Source organism: Brevibacterium sp., assembly GCF_052105255.1.
GTDB classification, from domain to species: Bacteria; Actinomycetota; Actinomycetes; order Actinomycetales; family Brevibacteriaceae; genus Brevibacterium; species Brevibacterium linens_B.
Window position 1 is genome coordinate 16407 of the sequence record NZ_JBQDYQ010000036.1, and the last position, 15000, is coordinate 31406.

General features: G+C 65.8%; 13 protein-coding genes and 1 pseudogene. 6 read left to right on the forward strand and 8 right to left on the reverse strand.

Features of this window, described 5'->3' with window-relative positions:
* Positions 1 to 38 precede the first annotated feature (38 nt).
* Positions 39 to 1238: an alpha/beta hydrolase family protein gene (locus tag ACTIIH_RS10805; RefSeq protein WP_441091639.1), complete on the reverse strand. Its 1200-nt coding sequence runs from the start codon at positions 1236 to 1238 to the stop codon at positions 39 to 41.
* Positions 1239 to 1394: 156 nt separating this feature from the next.
* Here ACTIIH_RS10805 and msrB point away from each other — a divergent pair, with 156 nt between their 5' ends.
* Together msrB and ACTIIH_RS10815 are read left to right on the forward strand one after the other, a co-directional pair.
* Complete coding sequence (gene msrB, locus ACTIIH_RS10810; protein WP_441451725.1) at positions 1395 to 1844, forward strand: peptide-methionine (R)-S-oxide reductase MsrB; 450 nt, start codon at positions 1395 to 1397, stop codon at positions 1842 to 1844.
* Position 1845: 1 nt separating this feature from the next.
* Complete coding sequence (locus ACTIIH_RS10815) at positions 1846 to 2379, forward strand: GNAT family N-acetyltransferase (RefSeq protein WP_441451726.1); 534 nt, start codon at positions 1846 to 1848, stop codon at positions 2377 to 2379.
* Positions 2380 to 2383: 4 nt separating this feature from the next.
* Here ACTIIH_RS10815 and ACTIIH_RS10820 read toward each other — a convergent pair whose 3' ends face one another.
* Positions 2384 to 2857: a MarR family winged helix-turn-helix transcriptional regulator gene (locus tag ACTIIH_RS10820; protein WP_441091642.1), complete on the reverse strand. Its 474-nt coding sequence runs from the start codon at positions 2855 to 2857 to the stop codon at positions 2384 to 2386.
* Between the two features lie 143 nt (positions 2858 to 3000).
* On the opposite strand from ACTIIH_RS10820, the gene ACTIIH_RS10825 reads away from it, so the two are divergent.
* Positions 3001 to 3288 carry a hypothetical protein gene (locus ACTIIH_RS10825; RefSeq protein WP_441451727.1) on the forward strand — a complete coding sequence of 96 codons (288 nt, stop codon included), beginning with the start codon at positions 3001 to 3003 and terminating at the stop codon, positions 3286 to 3288.
* A 144-nt stretch (positions 3289 to 3432) separates the two neighbouring features.
* Here ACTIIH_RS10825 and hemQ read toward each other — a convergent pair whose 3' ends face one another.
* The 3 genes from hemQ to hemE are packed head-to-tail and all read right to left on the reverse strand — an operon-like array spanning position 3433 to position 6632.
* Positions 3433 to 4143, reverse strand: coding sequence for a hydrogen peroxide-dependent heme synthase (gene hemQ, locus ACTIIH_RS10830; protein ID WP_441451728.1), 711 nt, complete (start codon positions 4141 to 4143; stop codon positions 3433 to 3435).
* Between the two features lie 22 nt (positions 4144 to 4165).
* A complete protein-coding gene (hemG, locus tag ACTIIH_RS10835) occupies positions 4166 to 5581 on the reverse strand; it encodes a protoporphyrinogen oxidase (RefSeq protein ID WP_441451729.1) in 1416 nt (471 codons plus the stop codon).
* A gap of 4 nt (positions 5582 to 5585) precedes the next feature.
* A complete protein-coding gene (gene hemE, locus ACTIIH_RS10840; protein ID WP_441451730.1) occupies positions 5586 to 6632 on the reverse strand; it encodes a uroporphyrinogen decarboxylase in 1047 nt (348 codons plus the stop codon).
* Between the two features lie 168 nt (positions 6633 to 6800).
* Here hemE and ACTIIH_RS10845 point away from each other — a divergent pair, with 168 nt between their 5' ends.
* On the forward strand, positions 6801 to 7415 hold the full coding sequence (locus ACTIIH_RS10845) for a DUF3000 domain-containing protein (RefSeq protein ID WP_169252443.1): 615 nt from the start codon (positions 6801 to 6803) through the stop codon (positions 7413 to 7415).
* A pseudogene (locus ACTIIH_RS10850) lies at positions 7412 to 8551 on the forward strand (HRDC domain-containing protein); the annotation flags it as partial. The gene ACTIIH_RS10845 and the pseudogene ACTIIH_RS10850, both read left to right, overlap by 4 nt.
* 36 nt (positions 8552 to 8587) lie before the next feature.
* Here the strand turns inward: ACTIIH_RS10850 and dxs are convergent.
* Both dxs and acnA read right to left on the reverse strand, forming a co-directional pair.
* On the reverse strand, positions 8588 to 10528 hold the full coding sequence (gene dxs, locus ACTIIH_RS10855) for a 1-deoxy-D-xylulose-5-phosphate synthase (protein ID WP_441451731.1): 1941 nt from the start codon (positions 10526 to 10528) through the stop codon (positions 8588 to 8590).
* Between the two features lie 495 nt (positions 10529 to 11023).
* Positions 11024 to 13708, reverse strand: a complete 2685-nt coding sequence (gene acnA, locus ACTIIH_RS10860) for an aconitate hydratase AcnA (RefSeq protein WP_441451732.1) — start codon at positions 13706 to 13708, stop codon at positions 11024 to 11026.
* Positions 13709 to 14019: 311 nt separating this feature from the next.
* Between acnA and ACTIIH_RS10865 the strand changes: the two genes are divergently transcribed.
* Positions 14020 to 14214, forward strand: coding sequence for a hypothetical protein (locus ACTIIH_RS10865; RefSeq protein ID WP_441451733.1), 195 nt, complete (start codon positions 14020 to 14022; stop codon positions 14212 to 14214).
* Positions 14215 to 14227: 13 nt separating this feature from the next.
* Here the strand turns inward: ACTIIH_RS10865 and ACTIIH_RS10870 are convergent.
* Positions 14228 to 15000 (reverse strand): class I SAM-dependent RNA methyltransferase (locus ACTIIH_RS10870; RefSeq protein WP_441451734.1); only part of this gene is annotated, 773 nt, incomplete at its 5' end.

A 15000-nucleotide genomic window follows, 5' to 3' on the forward strand; every position in this document is an offset into this window, starting at 1 on the left:
ATACGACAGAGGCGCGGGATCCTCCCCGCGCCCCGTGATCAGTCCTTGGGCAGGATCTTCGCTTCGAGGAAGTTCGCGACATCGTCTTCCCACCGCACCGGGTCGATGTTCCATTCCTTCGTGTGATGGGCCTTGCCGTATGAGGGCATGGTGACCAGATCCCGTCTGACACCTGCCAGCGCGTGGGAGGGGCCGGAGGGAACGAATTCGTCGTCATCGGAGTGGATGAGCAGAACCGGCACATCGAGTTCGGCTGCTCGGGTCACCCAATCCATGCGATCGAGATCGAGCGGGGTCTCGAGTCCGGTGATCGGCCGTGCCCACGGCTGCGTGATCATCTCGAGCGTGAGTTTGGCGATCGGCGTCGGCAGCAGGTTCTTCTTCGCCTGCCCATCGAGCACATTCACCCAGTCGACGACCGGTCCGTCGAGGACCAGTGAGGTCACGAATCTGCGGTTGCGTCCGCGGGAGGCCGCCTGCAGGGCGATGGCCCCGCCCATCGACCAGCCGAAGAGCACGATGTTCTTCGCCCCGTGTGAGACGGCGAAGTCGATGGCCGCGTCGACGTCGATCCATTCGGTGTCGCCGAGTCCGTAGCGCGATGTGGTCTCCACCCGCACCTCGGCGTCGTTGCGGTAGGACATGGCGATCGCGGGCACACCGAGGGTGTTGAGCACAGGGGCTGCTCGCAGACCTTCGGCGCGGGTGCTCGCACGACCGTGGATGAGGATCGCCCAGGTGTCCTGAGGCTCGGGATGATCGGTCGGCAGCAGCCATGCGGGCAGGCTCCCGGCATCGGAGCGGATCTCGATGTCCTCGAAGTTCACGCCGGCCGCGATCGGATCGGGATAGACGACGCCGGTCCAGCGTCCCCGCCAGGCCCGGCGGATATCACCGCGGGTGACGGACAGGATCTCCCGGGAGACGGTGCGTGAGCGCGGATCGTATTCGACGATGTCGCCGATCACCGCGTGCCCCGACCCCTGATTGAAGTAGAGCCCATAGGTGCCGGGCACCGTGGTCTCCTCATCGGCGGGCAGGTGAATGCGCATATTCGGCGGAAAGCCGTCGATGTGCAGGATGTCGAGTTCTTCGGGCGCATTCTCAGGAACGATGATCTTCCGGGCGAAGTAGGCGGCCAAGCCCGACGACGCCACAGAGATCAGGGCACCGAGTCCGGCGCCGACGCCGATACCGGCGGCAAGCAGGCGGGCGGGGAACTTCGTGTCGCGGACCATGAAAACCTCCTGTGTTCATTGTTGCCTACGGAATGATCAGGCACCAAACGCTGTTGTGCCGACTGAGCGAGTGTCACTCGCTGTTGCGCTCACCAGGGGCGGAGATCTTCTCCTCCTCGCCGCAATCACCGTCACTGACAGAGACCGGAGGTCACGATGACTCAGTCATCAGATATCAACGCTGGAACTTCGACGAACGAGGAGGCCGCGGCTGAGGAGATCCGTTGGCAGGACGTGCTCACTCCCGAGGAATTCGCAGTGCTGCGCCAGGGCGGAACCGAACGTCCCTTCACCGGCGAGTACAACGATGAGACGGCAACCGGGATGTACCAGTGTCGGGCCTGCGGAGCCGACCTGTTCCCCTCCGACACGAAGTTCGCCTCGCACTGCGGATGGCCGTCGTTCTACGCGCCTCTGGCCGAGGACCGGGTCCGCTACATCCGCGACACTTCGCTGGGCATGGAACGCGTCGAGGTCCGCTGCGCGAACTGCGACTCGCATATGGGCCATGTCTTCTCGGGCGAGGGCTACGGCACTCCCACCGATCAGCGCTACTGCATCAACTCGATCTCGTTGAAGCTCAACACCGACGCTGCGGAGCGCTGAGGTGGCGACGGACGCTCAGAGCACCGAGGCGACCGAACTCGTCGTGAAGACCTTCGACGAGCTCAGGCCCACGGAGCTCTACGGAATTCTGCAGCTGCGCTCCCGAGTCTTCGTCGTCGAACAGGAGTGCGTGTTCCTCGACCCCGATGGGGTGGACTCACTGCCGGAGACCCTGCACTTCTTCTACCCGCGACCGGCCACGGCGATGTCGGACACTCACGGCGCCGAGCACGGACGCGACCTCTCGCCATGGGCCTATGCCCGTCTGCTGCCGGCGGAGTTGCCCGATGGACCGGCGGCCAGGCCGGGAGCACGCAGCATCAGTCGCGTCGCCACCCACCCCGACGCCCGTGGTCAGGGGTGGGGCCGCCAAGTGCTCAGCGACATCGTCCACGCCTGGTCGACTGCCCCGCTGACCCTCAACGCGCAGTCACACCTCGGCCGGCTGTACTCGTCGCTCGGCTTCGCCCCGAACGGTCCGCGCTTCGACGAGGACGGGATCGAGCACACCCCCATGGAGCGCCCGGCAGGCTGACCGATCAGCCCTCGCCCTCGGCGGCATCGACGGAGGCGATGATCTTCTGCATCACCGCATGCAGTTCACGCACTCCGTCGACGTCCATGCCGAGCTTGGCCATCATCGTCCCGGGAATCGCCTCGGCGGTCTTGCGCAGCTCACGGCCGGTGTCGGTGAGGGTGACCTCGACGATCCGCTCGTCGCTGTCGCTGCGCGTCTTCGTCACATAGTCCAGCGCTTCGAGGCGTTTGACCAGAGGGGACACAGTGGCGGGTTCGAGTCGCAGCAAGCGAGCGATCTCGCGCATCGGCAGCTTCTCGTGCTGCCACAGCGCAAGCATGACCAGATACTGCGGGTGCGTCAGACTGATGGGTTCGAGCACGGAGCGATACGCGCCGATCACCCCGCGGGACGCCACCGCCAGAGCGAAGCAGATCTGGCTTTCCAGCGCCAGCGGGTTGTCCAGCGGCTCCGTCGAACCTTCGGATTCCAGCATCGTGTGTCGTCGATCCTCCGCGTCGGGTATCAGTGCGTGCACACTCTTAGAAGATTGCTTAGTGCACTAATGGTTAGTGTACACTAAAGGTGAAACCTGCCCAGTCCCCGCCCACGCCGCACCTCGTCGATAGGATCCTCGCTATGTCGTCCGCCTCGCAGCCTTCCCCCGATGGTTCGAACCGGAAACAGGACAAGAAGCAGAAGAACTCGGCACGGAAGAAGAACCAGTATCCGCAGTCCCAGCGCGGAGTGGGCTGGCTCAACAACTTCTTCCGCAAGATCGTCGGACCGGCGCAGGTCGACAACACTCGCCCCGGCGGATACTTCGAGGACGAGACGCTGCGGCACCAGCAGCTCGATGCCATGGGGCTGGAGATGCGCACCGACGCCAACGGCCATTCCTATGTGGTGAAGAAGGGCAGCAGGTAGCCCCCGGCCGCTCCCCGACCATGCGCAGGGCCGCCGCACCGATTCGGTGCAGCGGCCCTTTCTCGCTGTCTCGTTCTCGCTGCCTCCGTCCCGGCCGGGCGACCTGTTCTCTGCCTCAATCCCGGCCGGGTCAACGGCGCTCGGTCAGCGCCAGTCGGAGATGATGTCGACGAGTTCGCGCCGCGGTCCGGTGTAGAACGGAACCTCTTCGCGCACGTGCAGGCGCGCCTCGGTGTTGCGCAGGTCCCGCATCAGGTCGACGATGCGGTGCAGTTCGGCGGCCTCGAAGGACAACAGCCATTCGTAGTCACCGAGTGCGAAGGAGGCGATCGTGTTCGCCTTGATGTCCTTGTACCCGGCGGCGGCCACGCCGTGGTCGCGCAGCATCGTCGCCCGTTCTGCGGGGTCGAGAAGGTACCAGTCGTAAGACCGCACGAACGGGTAGACGCAGATGTAATCGCCGGGTTCCGGATCGGTCAGCAGAGCCGGCAGGTGCGCCTTGTTGAACTCCGCCGGGCGGTGGATTCCGACGACGGACCACACTGGTTCGAGCACTCCGCCGATCAGGCTGCGGCGGATCGCCGAGTACGCGGCCTGGACGACTTCGATCTCGGGAGCGTGGTACCAGAACATCACATCGGCATCGGCGCGCAGGGCGGAGACGTCGTAGATTCCGCGCACGATGAGGCCGCGTTCGGCCAGGGGCTCGAGAGCCGCATGCAGCTCATCGGCGAGTTCTCTCCGGTCGGCATCGCCGAGTTCTCCGGCAGAGGCGAAGACGGAGTAGGCGATATACCGCGTCTGCTCGTTCGCTTCCTCGATCTGGGCGTCGGTGGGCTGAGTGTATTCGCTCATATCTGCTCCTTCTGTCTTCTCTTCATTCTGAAGTGTCACGGTGGTCGTCTGCAGGTCGGTTCAGTCTCCGGGCCGCAGCGTCCGCGCGGGCGATGCAGGCGGGAATGCCGACTCCCCCATAGGCGGATCCGGCGAGTTCGAGGCCGGGCAGCGACGCGATCTCTGCGTCGATGGCGGCGATGCGTCCGGCGTGGCCGGGCAGGTACTGCGGCAGCGCGGAGTCCCAGCGCTGAACCTCCGAGCCCAGCAGCTGCGACTCCGGACGGGAGGTGATCGTCTGCCAGTCGGCGAAGGCGCGTCCGACGATCTCCTCATCGGAGAACCTGCTCCATACCTCGGGCCCGTCGCCGAAGCGTCCGATGCTCATCCGCACCAGGGCCGTCCCCGCGGGGATGTGAGCAGTCGTCCACGGCCATTTGTTCGACACGAATGTCGAGGCCTTGATGAACGTGTCCTCGGTCGCAGGCACGAGGAACCCCGAACCCTGCAGCTCGACTCCCCCGAGATCGACGAGAGCGGCGACCAAGGCGGTGGAGGCATAGGGAATCTCGCCGAGGCGGCTCGCCGACTCCGGGGCCACCGACCTCAGCAGCCCGGCAGTCACATGCGCGGGCGTCGTGAGAACGAGCCCATCGGATTCGATGTCGTCGCCCTCACCGCGGACGGTCCACCTCTCACCGTCACGGTCGATCCCGGTGACACCAGCACCGAGGCGGACCGTCCCGCCGCCCAGCACGATCGCCTCGTGCAGGGCCGGGATGAGGCGGTTGATTCCGCCTTCGACGCTCATGAACACCGGTTCCGGATTCCCTGCCGACGCGGTCTGGGCGTCGCGGTCGGCGAGGAGCCGTGCGACGAGGCCGAGCACCGAGGTGCCCTCGACCGCGGCGGGCAGCAGCGCGGGCACCGTTTCGGCCAGGGACAGGTCCCGGCAGCGGCCCGCGTACACCCCACCGAGCAGCGGGTCGACGAGGTCGTCGACGATGGCGCCGCCGAGGCGCTCGGACAGGAAGTCTCCGAGCGAGACGTCATCACCCTCGATCGCCGGGGTGATCCGTTCGGCCGCCAAGCGAGCGGCCGCCTCGGCGCCGATGAGGGATTCGACCTCGGCCGCTTCGGCGGGCACCCCCATGATCGTCCGTTTGGGAATCGCGTGCAGGTCTCCCCTGCTGAGCACCTGCGAACTGTGCTGAGCCGAGGGAAACACCGAGTCGAGGCCGAGTTCGACGGCCAGGCTCTTGGTCTCCGGACGCCGGTTGAGGCTCGCTTCGGCTCCCGAGTCGATGCCCACCGGCACGGCACCATTGAGCGTGGTCGGCTTCAGGCAGCCGCCGAGGCGGTCGCCGGATTCCAGCACTGTGACTTGGTGCTCGGCGGAGAGACGATAGGCGGCGACGAGGCCGGAGATCCCTCCGCCGACGACGGTGATCCGAGTCATTCGATCAGCCGCGGCTGCCGAGGATCTCGGCCGAGACGCGGTGGACGAGGTCGACGACGCGTCCGGGCACGTCGGGGTCGGTGTCGGGCAGGACGCCGTGGCCGAGGTTGAAGACGAATCCGCGGTCGAGTTCGAGTCCCTTGCGCACGATCGCCTCGACGCGGGCGGACAGCGCCTCCCACGGGGCGAAGAGCAGGGCCGGGTCCAGGTTGCCCTGGAGTGCCTGACCGGGATTGACGCGAGTGGCGGCATCGGCGAGATCGACGCGGAAGTCGACGCCGACGGTCGTCGATCCGGCCTGTGCCATGGAGCCGAGCAGCTCACCGGTCTGCACGCCGAAGTGGATGCTGGGCACGTCGTGTCCGGTCAATGCGTCGAAGACAGCGGTGGAGTGTTCGAGGACGTGGTTCTCGTAGTCTTCCCGAGCCAGGTAGCCGGCCCAGGAGTCGAAGAGCTGGAAGGCCTTGGCACCGGCGTTCAGCTGCACGTCGATGAAGGTCGCCGACATCTGCGCAAGCTTGCTCAGCAGGGCCGAGAACGCCTCAGGGTCGGAGACCATGAGCGACTTTGTCTTCTCGTGGTTCTTACTCGGCCCGCCCTCGATGAGGTAGCTGGCCAGGGTGAACGGAGCACCGGCGAAGCCGATGAGCGGGGTGGCCTCGCCGAGTTCGGCGGTCACCCGCTGGATCGATTCGGCGATGTCCGGGATGTCGGCGGCATCGAGACCGGGCAGGGCGTCGATATCGGCGCGGGAGCGCACGGGGGAGGCGATGACCGGGCCGACGCCGGGGACGATCTCCAGCTCGACTCCGGCGGCCTGGAGCGGGACGACGATATCGGAGAAGAAGATGGCCGCGTCGACGCCGTGGCGGCGGACCGGCTGGAGGGTGATCTCGGAGACCATCTCGGGGTCGCGGCAGGCATCGAGCATCTGGGTGCCTTCGCGCAGCTTGCGGTACTCAGGCAGGGAGCGGCCGGCCTGCCGCATGAACCAGACGGGAGTGTGTGAAACCGGCTCCGAACGCAGGGCAGCCAACAGGGGTGATGTCATGGGGCCATCTTCCCATTCTTCGATCGCTCATGCCCACTCGACGGCGGTTTCAAGACGGGCCGTCTTGCCGTCTCAGCATCCGGCCGAGGACACGGGCCGCAGGAATGTCCGGGGCCGCCTCGGCGTGGATGATTCCTCTGCCCGCACGGCTGATCTATCGTGGCAACTGTGGTCAATACCTCACCTCTCAATCGCATTCCGGCGGAGTTCTCCGCCGTGACGTCGGTGCTGCGTCAGGCGCGCAGCACGAACAACGTGTCGATTTCCGAGATTCCCGCCCCGGCGAGACTGGCCCCCTACTCCTATGCTCTCGGTGCCGAGGTCAGCGCCGATGAGACGTTCCTGCGGGCCAGCGGCGAAACCATCGACGAACTCGCGACCGGCCGCATCGTCGTCCTCTACGATCCCGCCGCCCCGGAGGAATGGGAGGGGTCGTTCCGGGTGGTCTCCTATATTCGGGCCGAGCTCGAACACGAACTCGGCAATGAGACGATGCTCGGGCATGTGGCATGGAGCTGGCTCGAAGATGCCCTCGATTCCAACGACTGCCAAGTGCTCGCCGCCGGCGGGACGACCACGCGGGTGCTGTCGGAGAGCTTCGGCACCTTGGCCGATCGCCCGGCCACGATAGACTTGGAGCTGCGCGCCTCGTGGACACCCGTGATTGACGAGCCGGATCTGATCGGCAATCACTTCGAGGCCTGGATCGATCTGCTCAGCACAGTCGCCGGACTGCCACCACTTCCTGAAGGAGTCACAGCCCTGCCCGGGCGCCGTCGATGACATCTGAACTACCGCTTTTGGAAACACCGGCGAACGGCATCCCCGACGTCGTCGACACACCAGAGGACCTTTCCACCTCGATCGCCAGTCTGGCTGCAGCCGAGGGACCGATCGCCATCGACGCCGAACGTGCTTCCGGCATCAGATACGGGCAGCGGGCCTTTCTCGTCCAGCTGCGACGTGAAGGGGCTGGCACCTTCCTCCTCGATTCCGAGACGCTCGGTGACCTCAGCGACCTCAACCCGGCTCTCGGCTCCGACGAGTGGGTCATCCATTCGGTGACGCAGGACCTGCCGTGCCTGCAGGAGCGCGGAATGCGCCCGGCGGCCCTGTTCGACACCGAGTTGGCCGCCAGGCTGCTCGGGTGGGAGAAGTTCGGCCTGGCCGCGGTCGCCGAACGCACCCTCGGCGTGCGTCTGGCGAAGGAGCATTCGGCCGCCGATTGGTCGACGCGTCCGCTGCCGAAGGAGTGGCTGAATTATGCCGCCCTCGACGTCGAAGTGCTCCTGCCGATCCGCGATATCCTCCACCAGCAGCTTCTCGATTCGGACCGATGGGAGTTTGCGCAGCAGGAGTTCGCGCACCTGCTCGATTTCACGCCGAAGCATTTCGATGAGCCGTGGCGACGCACGCATGGACTGTCGAAGATCAGGTCCCGCCGCGACATCGCCCGGGTCCGCGAGCTCTGGCAGGCCCGGGATTCCATGGCCCGTGAGGCCGATCTGGCGCCTACGAAGATCCTGCGCGATCGTGAGCTCGTCGCTCTCGCACAGTCGGGTGTGAAGTCCAGCGACGACATCCTGGCTCAGTGGCGCAGACTCTCCCGCGCCGAGGCCGCCCGACTCTTCCGTGCCTACCGCAAGGCTTCCCGTTTGGGGGTCGAAGAGCTGCCGGGACGGTCCGAGCGCGGACGGCCGAAACGCAGCGAATTCAACCCGGCGGAAGTCAAGGAGCGGGTGGCGGCGCTCAAAGCCGCGATGTCGGAGCTCTCCGAAGAGCTGACGATCCCCCACGATGTGCTCCTCCAGCCGGCTATCGTGAAGTCGCTGGCCGCAGAGTCGAGCGTCGATGTCGAGGCTTACCTCGCCGAGGCCGGAGCCCGACCCTGGCAGATCGAGCTCAGTGCTCCCGTGTTGAAGAAGGCCTTGGCGGGGCTCCCCCCCGGCCAGAACTCACACCGCGCGGCGGGAACTCTGATCGGCTCGATCGGCCACCTCCGCGGGCAGGGCCTTGAGGATTTCGGACACGATCGTGTCGACGTCGAGGCCCGCCTCGGCGAGGATCTCTTCACGGGTCCCCTGCGGCAGGAACTCGTCGGGCACGCCGAGTTCGAGCACCCCGATCCGCGAATCGGCTTCGCGCAGGTCGGAGCGGACCTGTGAACCCACACCGCCGATCTTCACTCCGTCTTCGATGACGGCCACCAGACTGTGGTCGGCCGCGAGGTCGATGATGGATGCGGGCACTGGCAGCACCCATCTGGGGTCGATGATCGTCGCTCTCAATCCCTGTTCTGCCAGACGGTCGGCGACGTCACCGGCCAACGTGGCGAAGGGCCCGACGGAGACGATGAGCACATGGGGCTTCGACCCGGCCGGCGCCTCACGGAGGATGTCGACGCCGTCGTCGAGCCGCCTCAGCGCGGGGATATCGGCCCCGACGCTGCCGCGGGGAAATCTCACCACGGTCGGGGCGTCCGAGACGGTGACGGCTTCGCGCAGCTCTTCGGTCAGCCGGGCGGCGTCGCGGGGTGCGGCCAGGCGCAGTCCGGGGACGACGCGCAGCATCGCGATGTCCCAGATTCCGTGGTGGCTGGCTCCGTCGGGGCCGGTGATTCCGGCGCGGTCGAGGACGAAGGTCACGCCCTGACGGTGGAGGGCGACGTCCATGAGCACTTGGTCGAAGGCGCGGGAGAGGAACGTCGAATAGATGCACACGACGGGGTGGAGACCGCCGTAGGACAGACCCGCGGCGGAGGCGACCGCATGCTGTTCGGCGATGCCGACGTCGAAGACGCGGTGGGGAAACTCCGCGACGAATTTGGCCAGTCCCACGGGCAGGAGCATGGCGGCGGTGATGGCGACGATGTCCTCGCGTTCCTCGGCGAGTGCGCAGATCTCGGTGCCGAACACGGAGGTCCATGACGTCGATTTCGACGGTGTCGACCTGCCTGTCACGGGGTCGATGACGCCGACGGAGTGGAATTGGTCGGCGTCGTCGTTGACGGCCGGGTCGAATCCGTGGCCCTTCTGCGTGATCATGTGGACGATGACAGGACCGCCGTCGAACTGCTTGGCCAGCTGGAGGGCCTTGTCGACCGAGGACTGATCGTGTCCGTCGACGGGGCCCAGGTATTTGATGCCGAGTTCGTCGAACATTCCGGTCTCGGGTGGGCTGACCATGTCCTTGAGTCCGCGTTTGACGCCGTGGATGGCGCTGTAGGCGGCGCGACCGGGTCGGCCGGATTGGCGGAGTGTCTCTTTGCCCCACGTCAGGAGCCTCTCGTAGCTCGAAGTGGTGCGCAGTTCGTCGAGGTGGGCGGCGAATCCGCCGACGGTCGGGGCGTAGGAGCGGCCGTTGTCGTTGACGATGATGACCAGCCGCCTGGGCGGGGTGGAGGTGTCGGCGGCGATGGTGTTGAGCGCTTCCCACGCCATTCCCCCGGTCAGGGCCCCGTCGCCGATGACGGCGACGACGTGGCGGTCGACCTCGCCTTTCAGCTGGCGGGCCTTGGCGATGCCGTCCGCCCAGGACAGCGAGGCCGAGGCGTGCGAGTTCTCGACGACGTCATGATCGCTCTCGGACCGGCTCGGATAGCCGGAGAGCCCGCCGCGCTGCCGCAGGGTGGAGAACTCTTCGCGGCGGCCGGTGAGCAGCTTGTGCACATACGTCTGGTGGCCGACGTCGAAGATGATGGTGTCCCGCGGCGAGTCGAAGGTGCGGTGGATGCCCATGGTCAGTTCGACGACGCCGAGGTTGGGGCCCAGATGTCCGCCCGTGCCGGACACGGTCGTGATGAGGTAGTCGCGGATCTCTTTGGCCAACACGTCGCATTCCGACGCGTCGAGTCGACGCAGATCGGCCGGCGAGCCGAGGGATTCGAGAAAGGTCATGCGGCCTCAGTTCTGACGACATCGATGGCGGACACATTCCATTCGGCCCATCCTATCGCTCACCGGTGCGTACCTCACCTTTCGCGGCATATCTCCGCGCTGTAGTGCCCCTCACCCTTCGCAGCATATCTCCGCGCTTCAGTGGCCCTCAGCCTTCCCGTCACACCGCCTCGGCGCCGGCAATTCGCCCCATTGCGAATGCACCCCTCACCGTCCGCCGCACAGCGCACCGCTGCAACGAGGTGATCTGTTGTGTTGTGATCTGTCACGAACGGTGACGGATGCCGAACCGTCTGTCGGACGCGACGGGTGAGGGATGCTCGATCAACGGCACCGTCGCACGCATCCGGGGACGACGAAGGCCGGTGGGAAGAATCCCACCGGCCTTCGACCAGTTTCGGCTCAGCGCTTCAGCGCGAACCGGTTGCCGCGAGTCGCAGACTCACAGCTCAGCCTGGTGCGGCGAAGTCGCCGCTCAGGCCCTGTCTCCTGCGATCAGGCTTCTGCGAGCTGACGCAGCACGTATTGCAGGATGCCGCCGTTGCGGTAGTAGTCGGCTTCACCCGGGGTGTCGATGCGGACGACGGCGTCGAATTCGACCTTCGTGCCGTCTGCCTTCTCGGCGGTGACCTTGACGGTCGCCGGGGTCGTGCCCTCGTTGAGCTCCGTGACGCCTTCGATGGAGAAGATCTCGGTACCGTCGAGTCCGAGCGAATCAGCGGATTCACCGACGGGGAACTGCAGCGGCAGAACGCCCATGCCGATGAGGTTCGAGCGGTGGATGCGCTCGAAGCTCTCGGTGATGACGGCCTCGACGCCGAGCAGCTTCGTGCCCTTGGCAGCCCAGTCACGCGAGGATCCCGAGCCGTACTCCTTGCCACCGAGGACGACCAGCGGGGTGCCTGCGGCCTGGTAGTTCACGGAGGCGTCGTAGATCGTCGTCTGCGGTCCGCCCTCCTGCGAGAAGTCGCGGGTGAAGCCACCCTGGACTCCGTCGAGGAGCTGGTTCTGCAGACGGATGTTCGCGAAGGTTCCGCGGATCATCACTTCGTGGTTGCCGCGGCGCGAGCCATAGGAGTTGAAGTCCTTGCGCTCGACGCCGTGCTCGATGAGGTACTTGCCGGCCGGGGTGTCGGCCTTGAAGGAACCTGCGGGCGAGATGTGGTCGGTGGTCACCGAGTCGCCGAGCTTCGCGAGCACGCGGGCGCCCTTGATGTCCTTGACGGCTTCGGGCTTGAGACCCATGCCGTCGAAGAAGGTGGGCTTACGCACGTAGGTCGACTCGTCGTCCCACTCGAAGACCTTGCCTTCGGGGGTGTCGAGCTGCTGCCAGCGCTCGTCACCGTCGAAGATGCGACCGTATTCGTTGTCGAACATATCGGTCGAGATCGAATCGGCGATGACAGACTCGACCTCGTCAGGCGAAGGCCACAGGTCGGCCAGGTAGACGTCGACGCCTTGCGCGTCCTTGCCCAGGGGCTGGTTCTCGAAGTCGAAGTCCATGGTGCCGGCCAGGGCGTACGCGATGACCAGCGGAGGCGAAGCGAGGTAGTTCATCTTCACGTCCGGGCTGATGCGGCCCTCGAAGTTGCGGTTGCCCGACAGAACTGCGGTGACCGAGAGGTCGTTGTCCTGGATGCTGTTCGAGATCTCCGCGTCCAGCGGACCGGAGTTGCCGATGCAGGTGGTGCAGCCGTAGCCGACGATGTAGAAGTTCAGCGCTTCGAGGTCCTCGATGAGGCCGGCCTTGTTGTAGTACTCGGTGACGACCTTCGACCCCGGTGCGATCGAGGTCTTGACCCACGGCTTCGAGTTGAGTCCGCGCTTGCGGGCATTGCGTGCCAGCAGGCCGGCGGCCATCATCACCGAGGGGTTCGAGGTGTTGGTGCAGGAGGTGATCGACGCGATCGCCACGGCACCGTTGGCCAGCTCGAAGTTGCGTCCGTCGGCGGTGCTGACGTCCACGGACTTCGACTCCTCGCCGGGAGCGACGTAGTTGTGGATGTCCTTGGCGAACTGGTTCTTGGCGTCGGAGAGCTCGATACGGTCCTGCGGGCGCTTCGGTCCGGAGATCGAAGGCACCACGGTGGACAGGTCGAGTTCGAGGTACTCGGAGTACTCGACTTCGTTCTCCGGATCGTGCCAGAGTCCCTGCGTCTTGGCGTAGTCCTCGACGAGCTGGATCTGCTCATCCGAGCGGCCGGTGAGCTTGAGGTAGTCGATGGTCACTTCGTCGATCGGGAAGATCGCGGCGGTCGAACCGAACTCGGGGCTCATGTTGCCGATGGTCGCGCGGTTGGCCAGCGGCACCTCGGCGACGCCCTTGCCGTAGAACTCGACGAACTTGCCGACGGCGCCGTGCTGGCGCAGCATATCGGTGATCGTGAGCACAACGTCGGTTGCGGTGACACCCGAGGGGATCTCACCGGTGAGCTTGAAGCCGACGACGCGCGGGATGAGCATCGACACGGGCTGGCCGAGCATGGCGGCCTCTGCCTCGATGCCGCCGACGCCCCAACCGAGCACACCGAGGCCGTTGACCATCGTGGTGTGCGAGTCGGTGCCGACGAGGGTGTCCGGGTAGGCCCGGAGGACTCCGTCGACCTCGCGCGGCATGACCACGCGAGCCAGGTGCTCGATGTTGACCTGGTGGACGATGCCCATGCCCGGAGGCACGACCTTGAAGTCTTCGAATGCGGTCTGGCCCCAGCGCAGGAACTGGTAGCGCTCACCGTTGCGCTGGTATTCGATGTCCATGTTGAGTTCGACGGCGTCGGCGGTGCCGAAGCGGTCGATCTGCACCGAGTGGTCGATGACCAGCTCGGCCGGAGCCAGCGGGTTGACCTGATCCGGGTTGCCGCCGAGCTCGACGACCTTTTCGCGCATGGTGGCGAGGTCGACGATGCAGGGCACGCCGGTGAAGTCCTGCATCACCACGCGGGCCGGGGTGAACTGGATCTCTGTATCGGGTTCGGCATTGGGGTCCCAGCTGCCGAGGGCTTGAATATGTTCCGAAGTGATGTTGGCGCCGTCTTCCGTGCGCAGCAGGTTCTCCAACAGCACCTTGAGGCTGAAGGGAAGCTTCTCCGACCCTTTGACCTGGTCCAGACGATAGATCTCGTAATCTTTATCGCCTACGGTCAGGGTGCTCTTCGATTTGAACGTATCGACGTTGCTCATCGTGATTCTCCTGTTTCATCCGATACTCATCCACGAAACCGGGCCCGTCCGACTCGACGGTCGGACCCTTGCATCGCGCACCGATTTACGCGACACATATGTTTCCAAAAGTATCTTGACGTCAAGATAAATTCTATCGCATTTGAGGGGCTTTGACCACCATGGCACACGGAGGAACGGCGCCCTTCGATCGAGTTTTCCGCACGTCCTCGTGCGGGCATCACCAGGGCCGTGGCCGGGCCTGGCGGCCCAGCCTGAGAAGCACAGTCACACGAGGCGTCGCACCAGCGTGTCACCACCGAGGAGATCCCATGGATCCGTTCATCCTAGGCGCCGGATTCGGCTTCGGCGCACTGCTCGTCGGCATCATCTTCGCCGTCGTCTGCAGCTCATTCGCGAAGGAGAAGGGCCGGTCGAGCGGCTGGTGGGGGCTGTGGGGCTTCCTCACGACGTTCATCGCCCTCATCGCGCTCGTCCTCCTCCCCCGCCGCCCGGTCACCGCCTGAGGTCACCGCTCAGTCACCGCCTGAGGACTGTCACGGTCTCCAGGTGCGAGGTCAGCGGGAAGAGGTCGAATCCGGTGAGGCTCTCGACCGCGAATCCCCCGCCTGTGAGAGCGGCGAGGTCCCGGGCCAGCGTGGCCGGGTCACAGGACACGTAGACCACGGTGCTCGCCGCTGATTCGATGATCGCCGAGGTAGCTTTCCTCCCGGCGCCCGCCCGTGGCGGGTCGAGGATGATGACGTCCGAATCGGGCAGTCGGGCTCGATCCACGCTGAGAGCGAGGAATCGGGACTCGAGATCGGCGGCATTGTCTCGAGCATGAGCAATGGCTGTCTCCACCCCTTCGACTCCGAACAGAGGCGCTCCGGTGGCCCGGGCAGCAGTGATGCCGAGGAGCCCGACCCCGCAGTAGAGGTCGGTGATCGCCTCGACCTCGGCAGGCAGTGCTCTGACGACCTCCGAGCTGAGCAGTGCAGCCGCATCCCGATGGACCTGCCAGAAGCCGTCGGCGCCGACGGCGAAGTCACGACCGTCGACCGTTTCGGTCAGGGTGTGGTCTCCACGGATCACGCGCAGGGCGGGAGCCGGCGCATGAGCGCGACCCCGACCGCGGGGACGACCCCCGCGACCACGACCATGACTCTGCTCCGGTCCGGTCGCCTCGGCGAGGAGTGAGAAGGAGGTCGGCAGCCAGGCTTCGATTGCGTCGAGGACCTGCGCGGTGGGCCGACCACGGACGATGAGCGCACCGCGGTCACCGGCCCACGCGAATTCGAGCCGGCGCACCC

Coding starts and splice junctions, on each gene's coding strand:
- hemG (WP_441451729.1), bottom strand. CDS start 5,581: ATGACTCGGATCACCGTCGTCGGCGGAGGGATCTCCGGCCTCGTCGCC.
- ACTIIH_RS10825 (WP_441451727.1), top strand. CDS start 3,001: ATGTCGTCCGCCTCGCAGCCTTCCCCCGATGGTTCGAACCGGAAACAG.
- msrB (WP_441451725.1), top strand. CDS start 1,395: ATGACTCAGTCATCAGATATCAACGCTGGAACTTCGACGAACGAGGAG.
- ACTIIH_RS10820 (WP_441091642.1), bottom strand. CDS start 2,857: ATGCTGGAATCCGAAGGTTCGACGGAGCCGCTGGACAACCCGCTGGCG.
- acnA (WP_441451732.1), bottom strand. CDS start 13,708: ATGAGCAACGTCGATACGTTCAAATCGAAGAGCACCCTGACCGTAGGC.
- ACTIIH_RS10805 (WP_441091639.1), bottom strand. CDS start 1,238: ATGGTCCGCGACACGAAGTTCCCCGCCCGCCTGCTTGCCGCCGGTATC.
- hemE (WP_441451730.1), bottom strand. CDS start 6,632: ATGACATCACCCCTGTTGGCTGCCCTGCGTTCGGAGCCGGTTTCACAC.
- dxs (WP_441451731.1), bottom strand. CDS start 10,528: ATGACCTTTCTCGAATCCCTCGGCTCGCCGGCCGATCTGCGTCGACTC.
- hemQ (WP_441451728.1), bottom strand. CDS start 4,143: ATGAGCGAATACACTCAGCCCACCGACGCCCAGATCGAGGAAGCGAAC.
- ACTIIH_RS10865 (WP_441451733.1), top strand. CDS start 14,020: ATGGATCCGTTCATCCTAGGCGCCGGATTCGGCTTCGGCGCACTGCTC.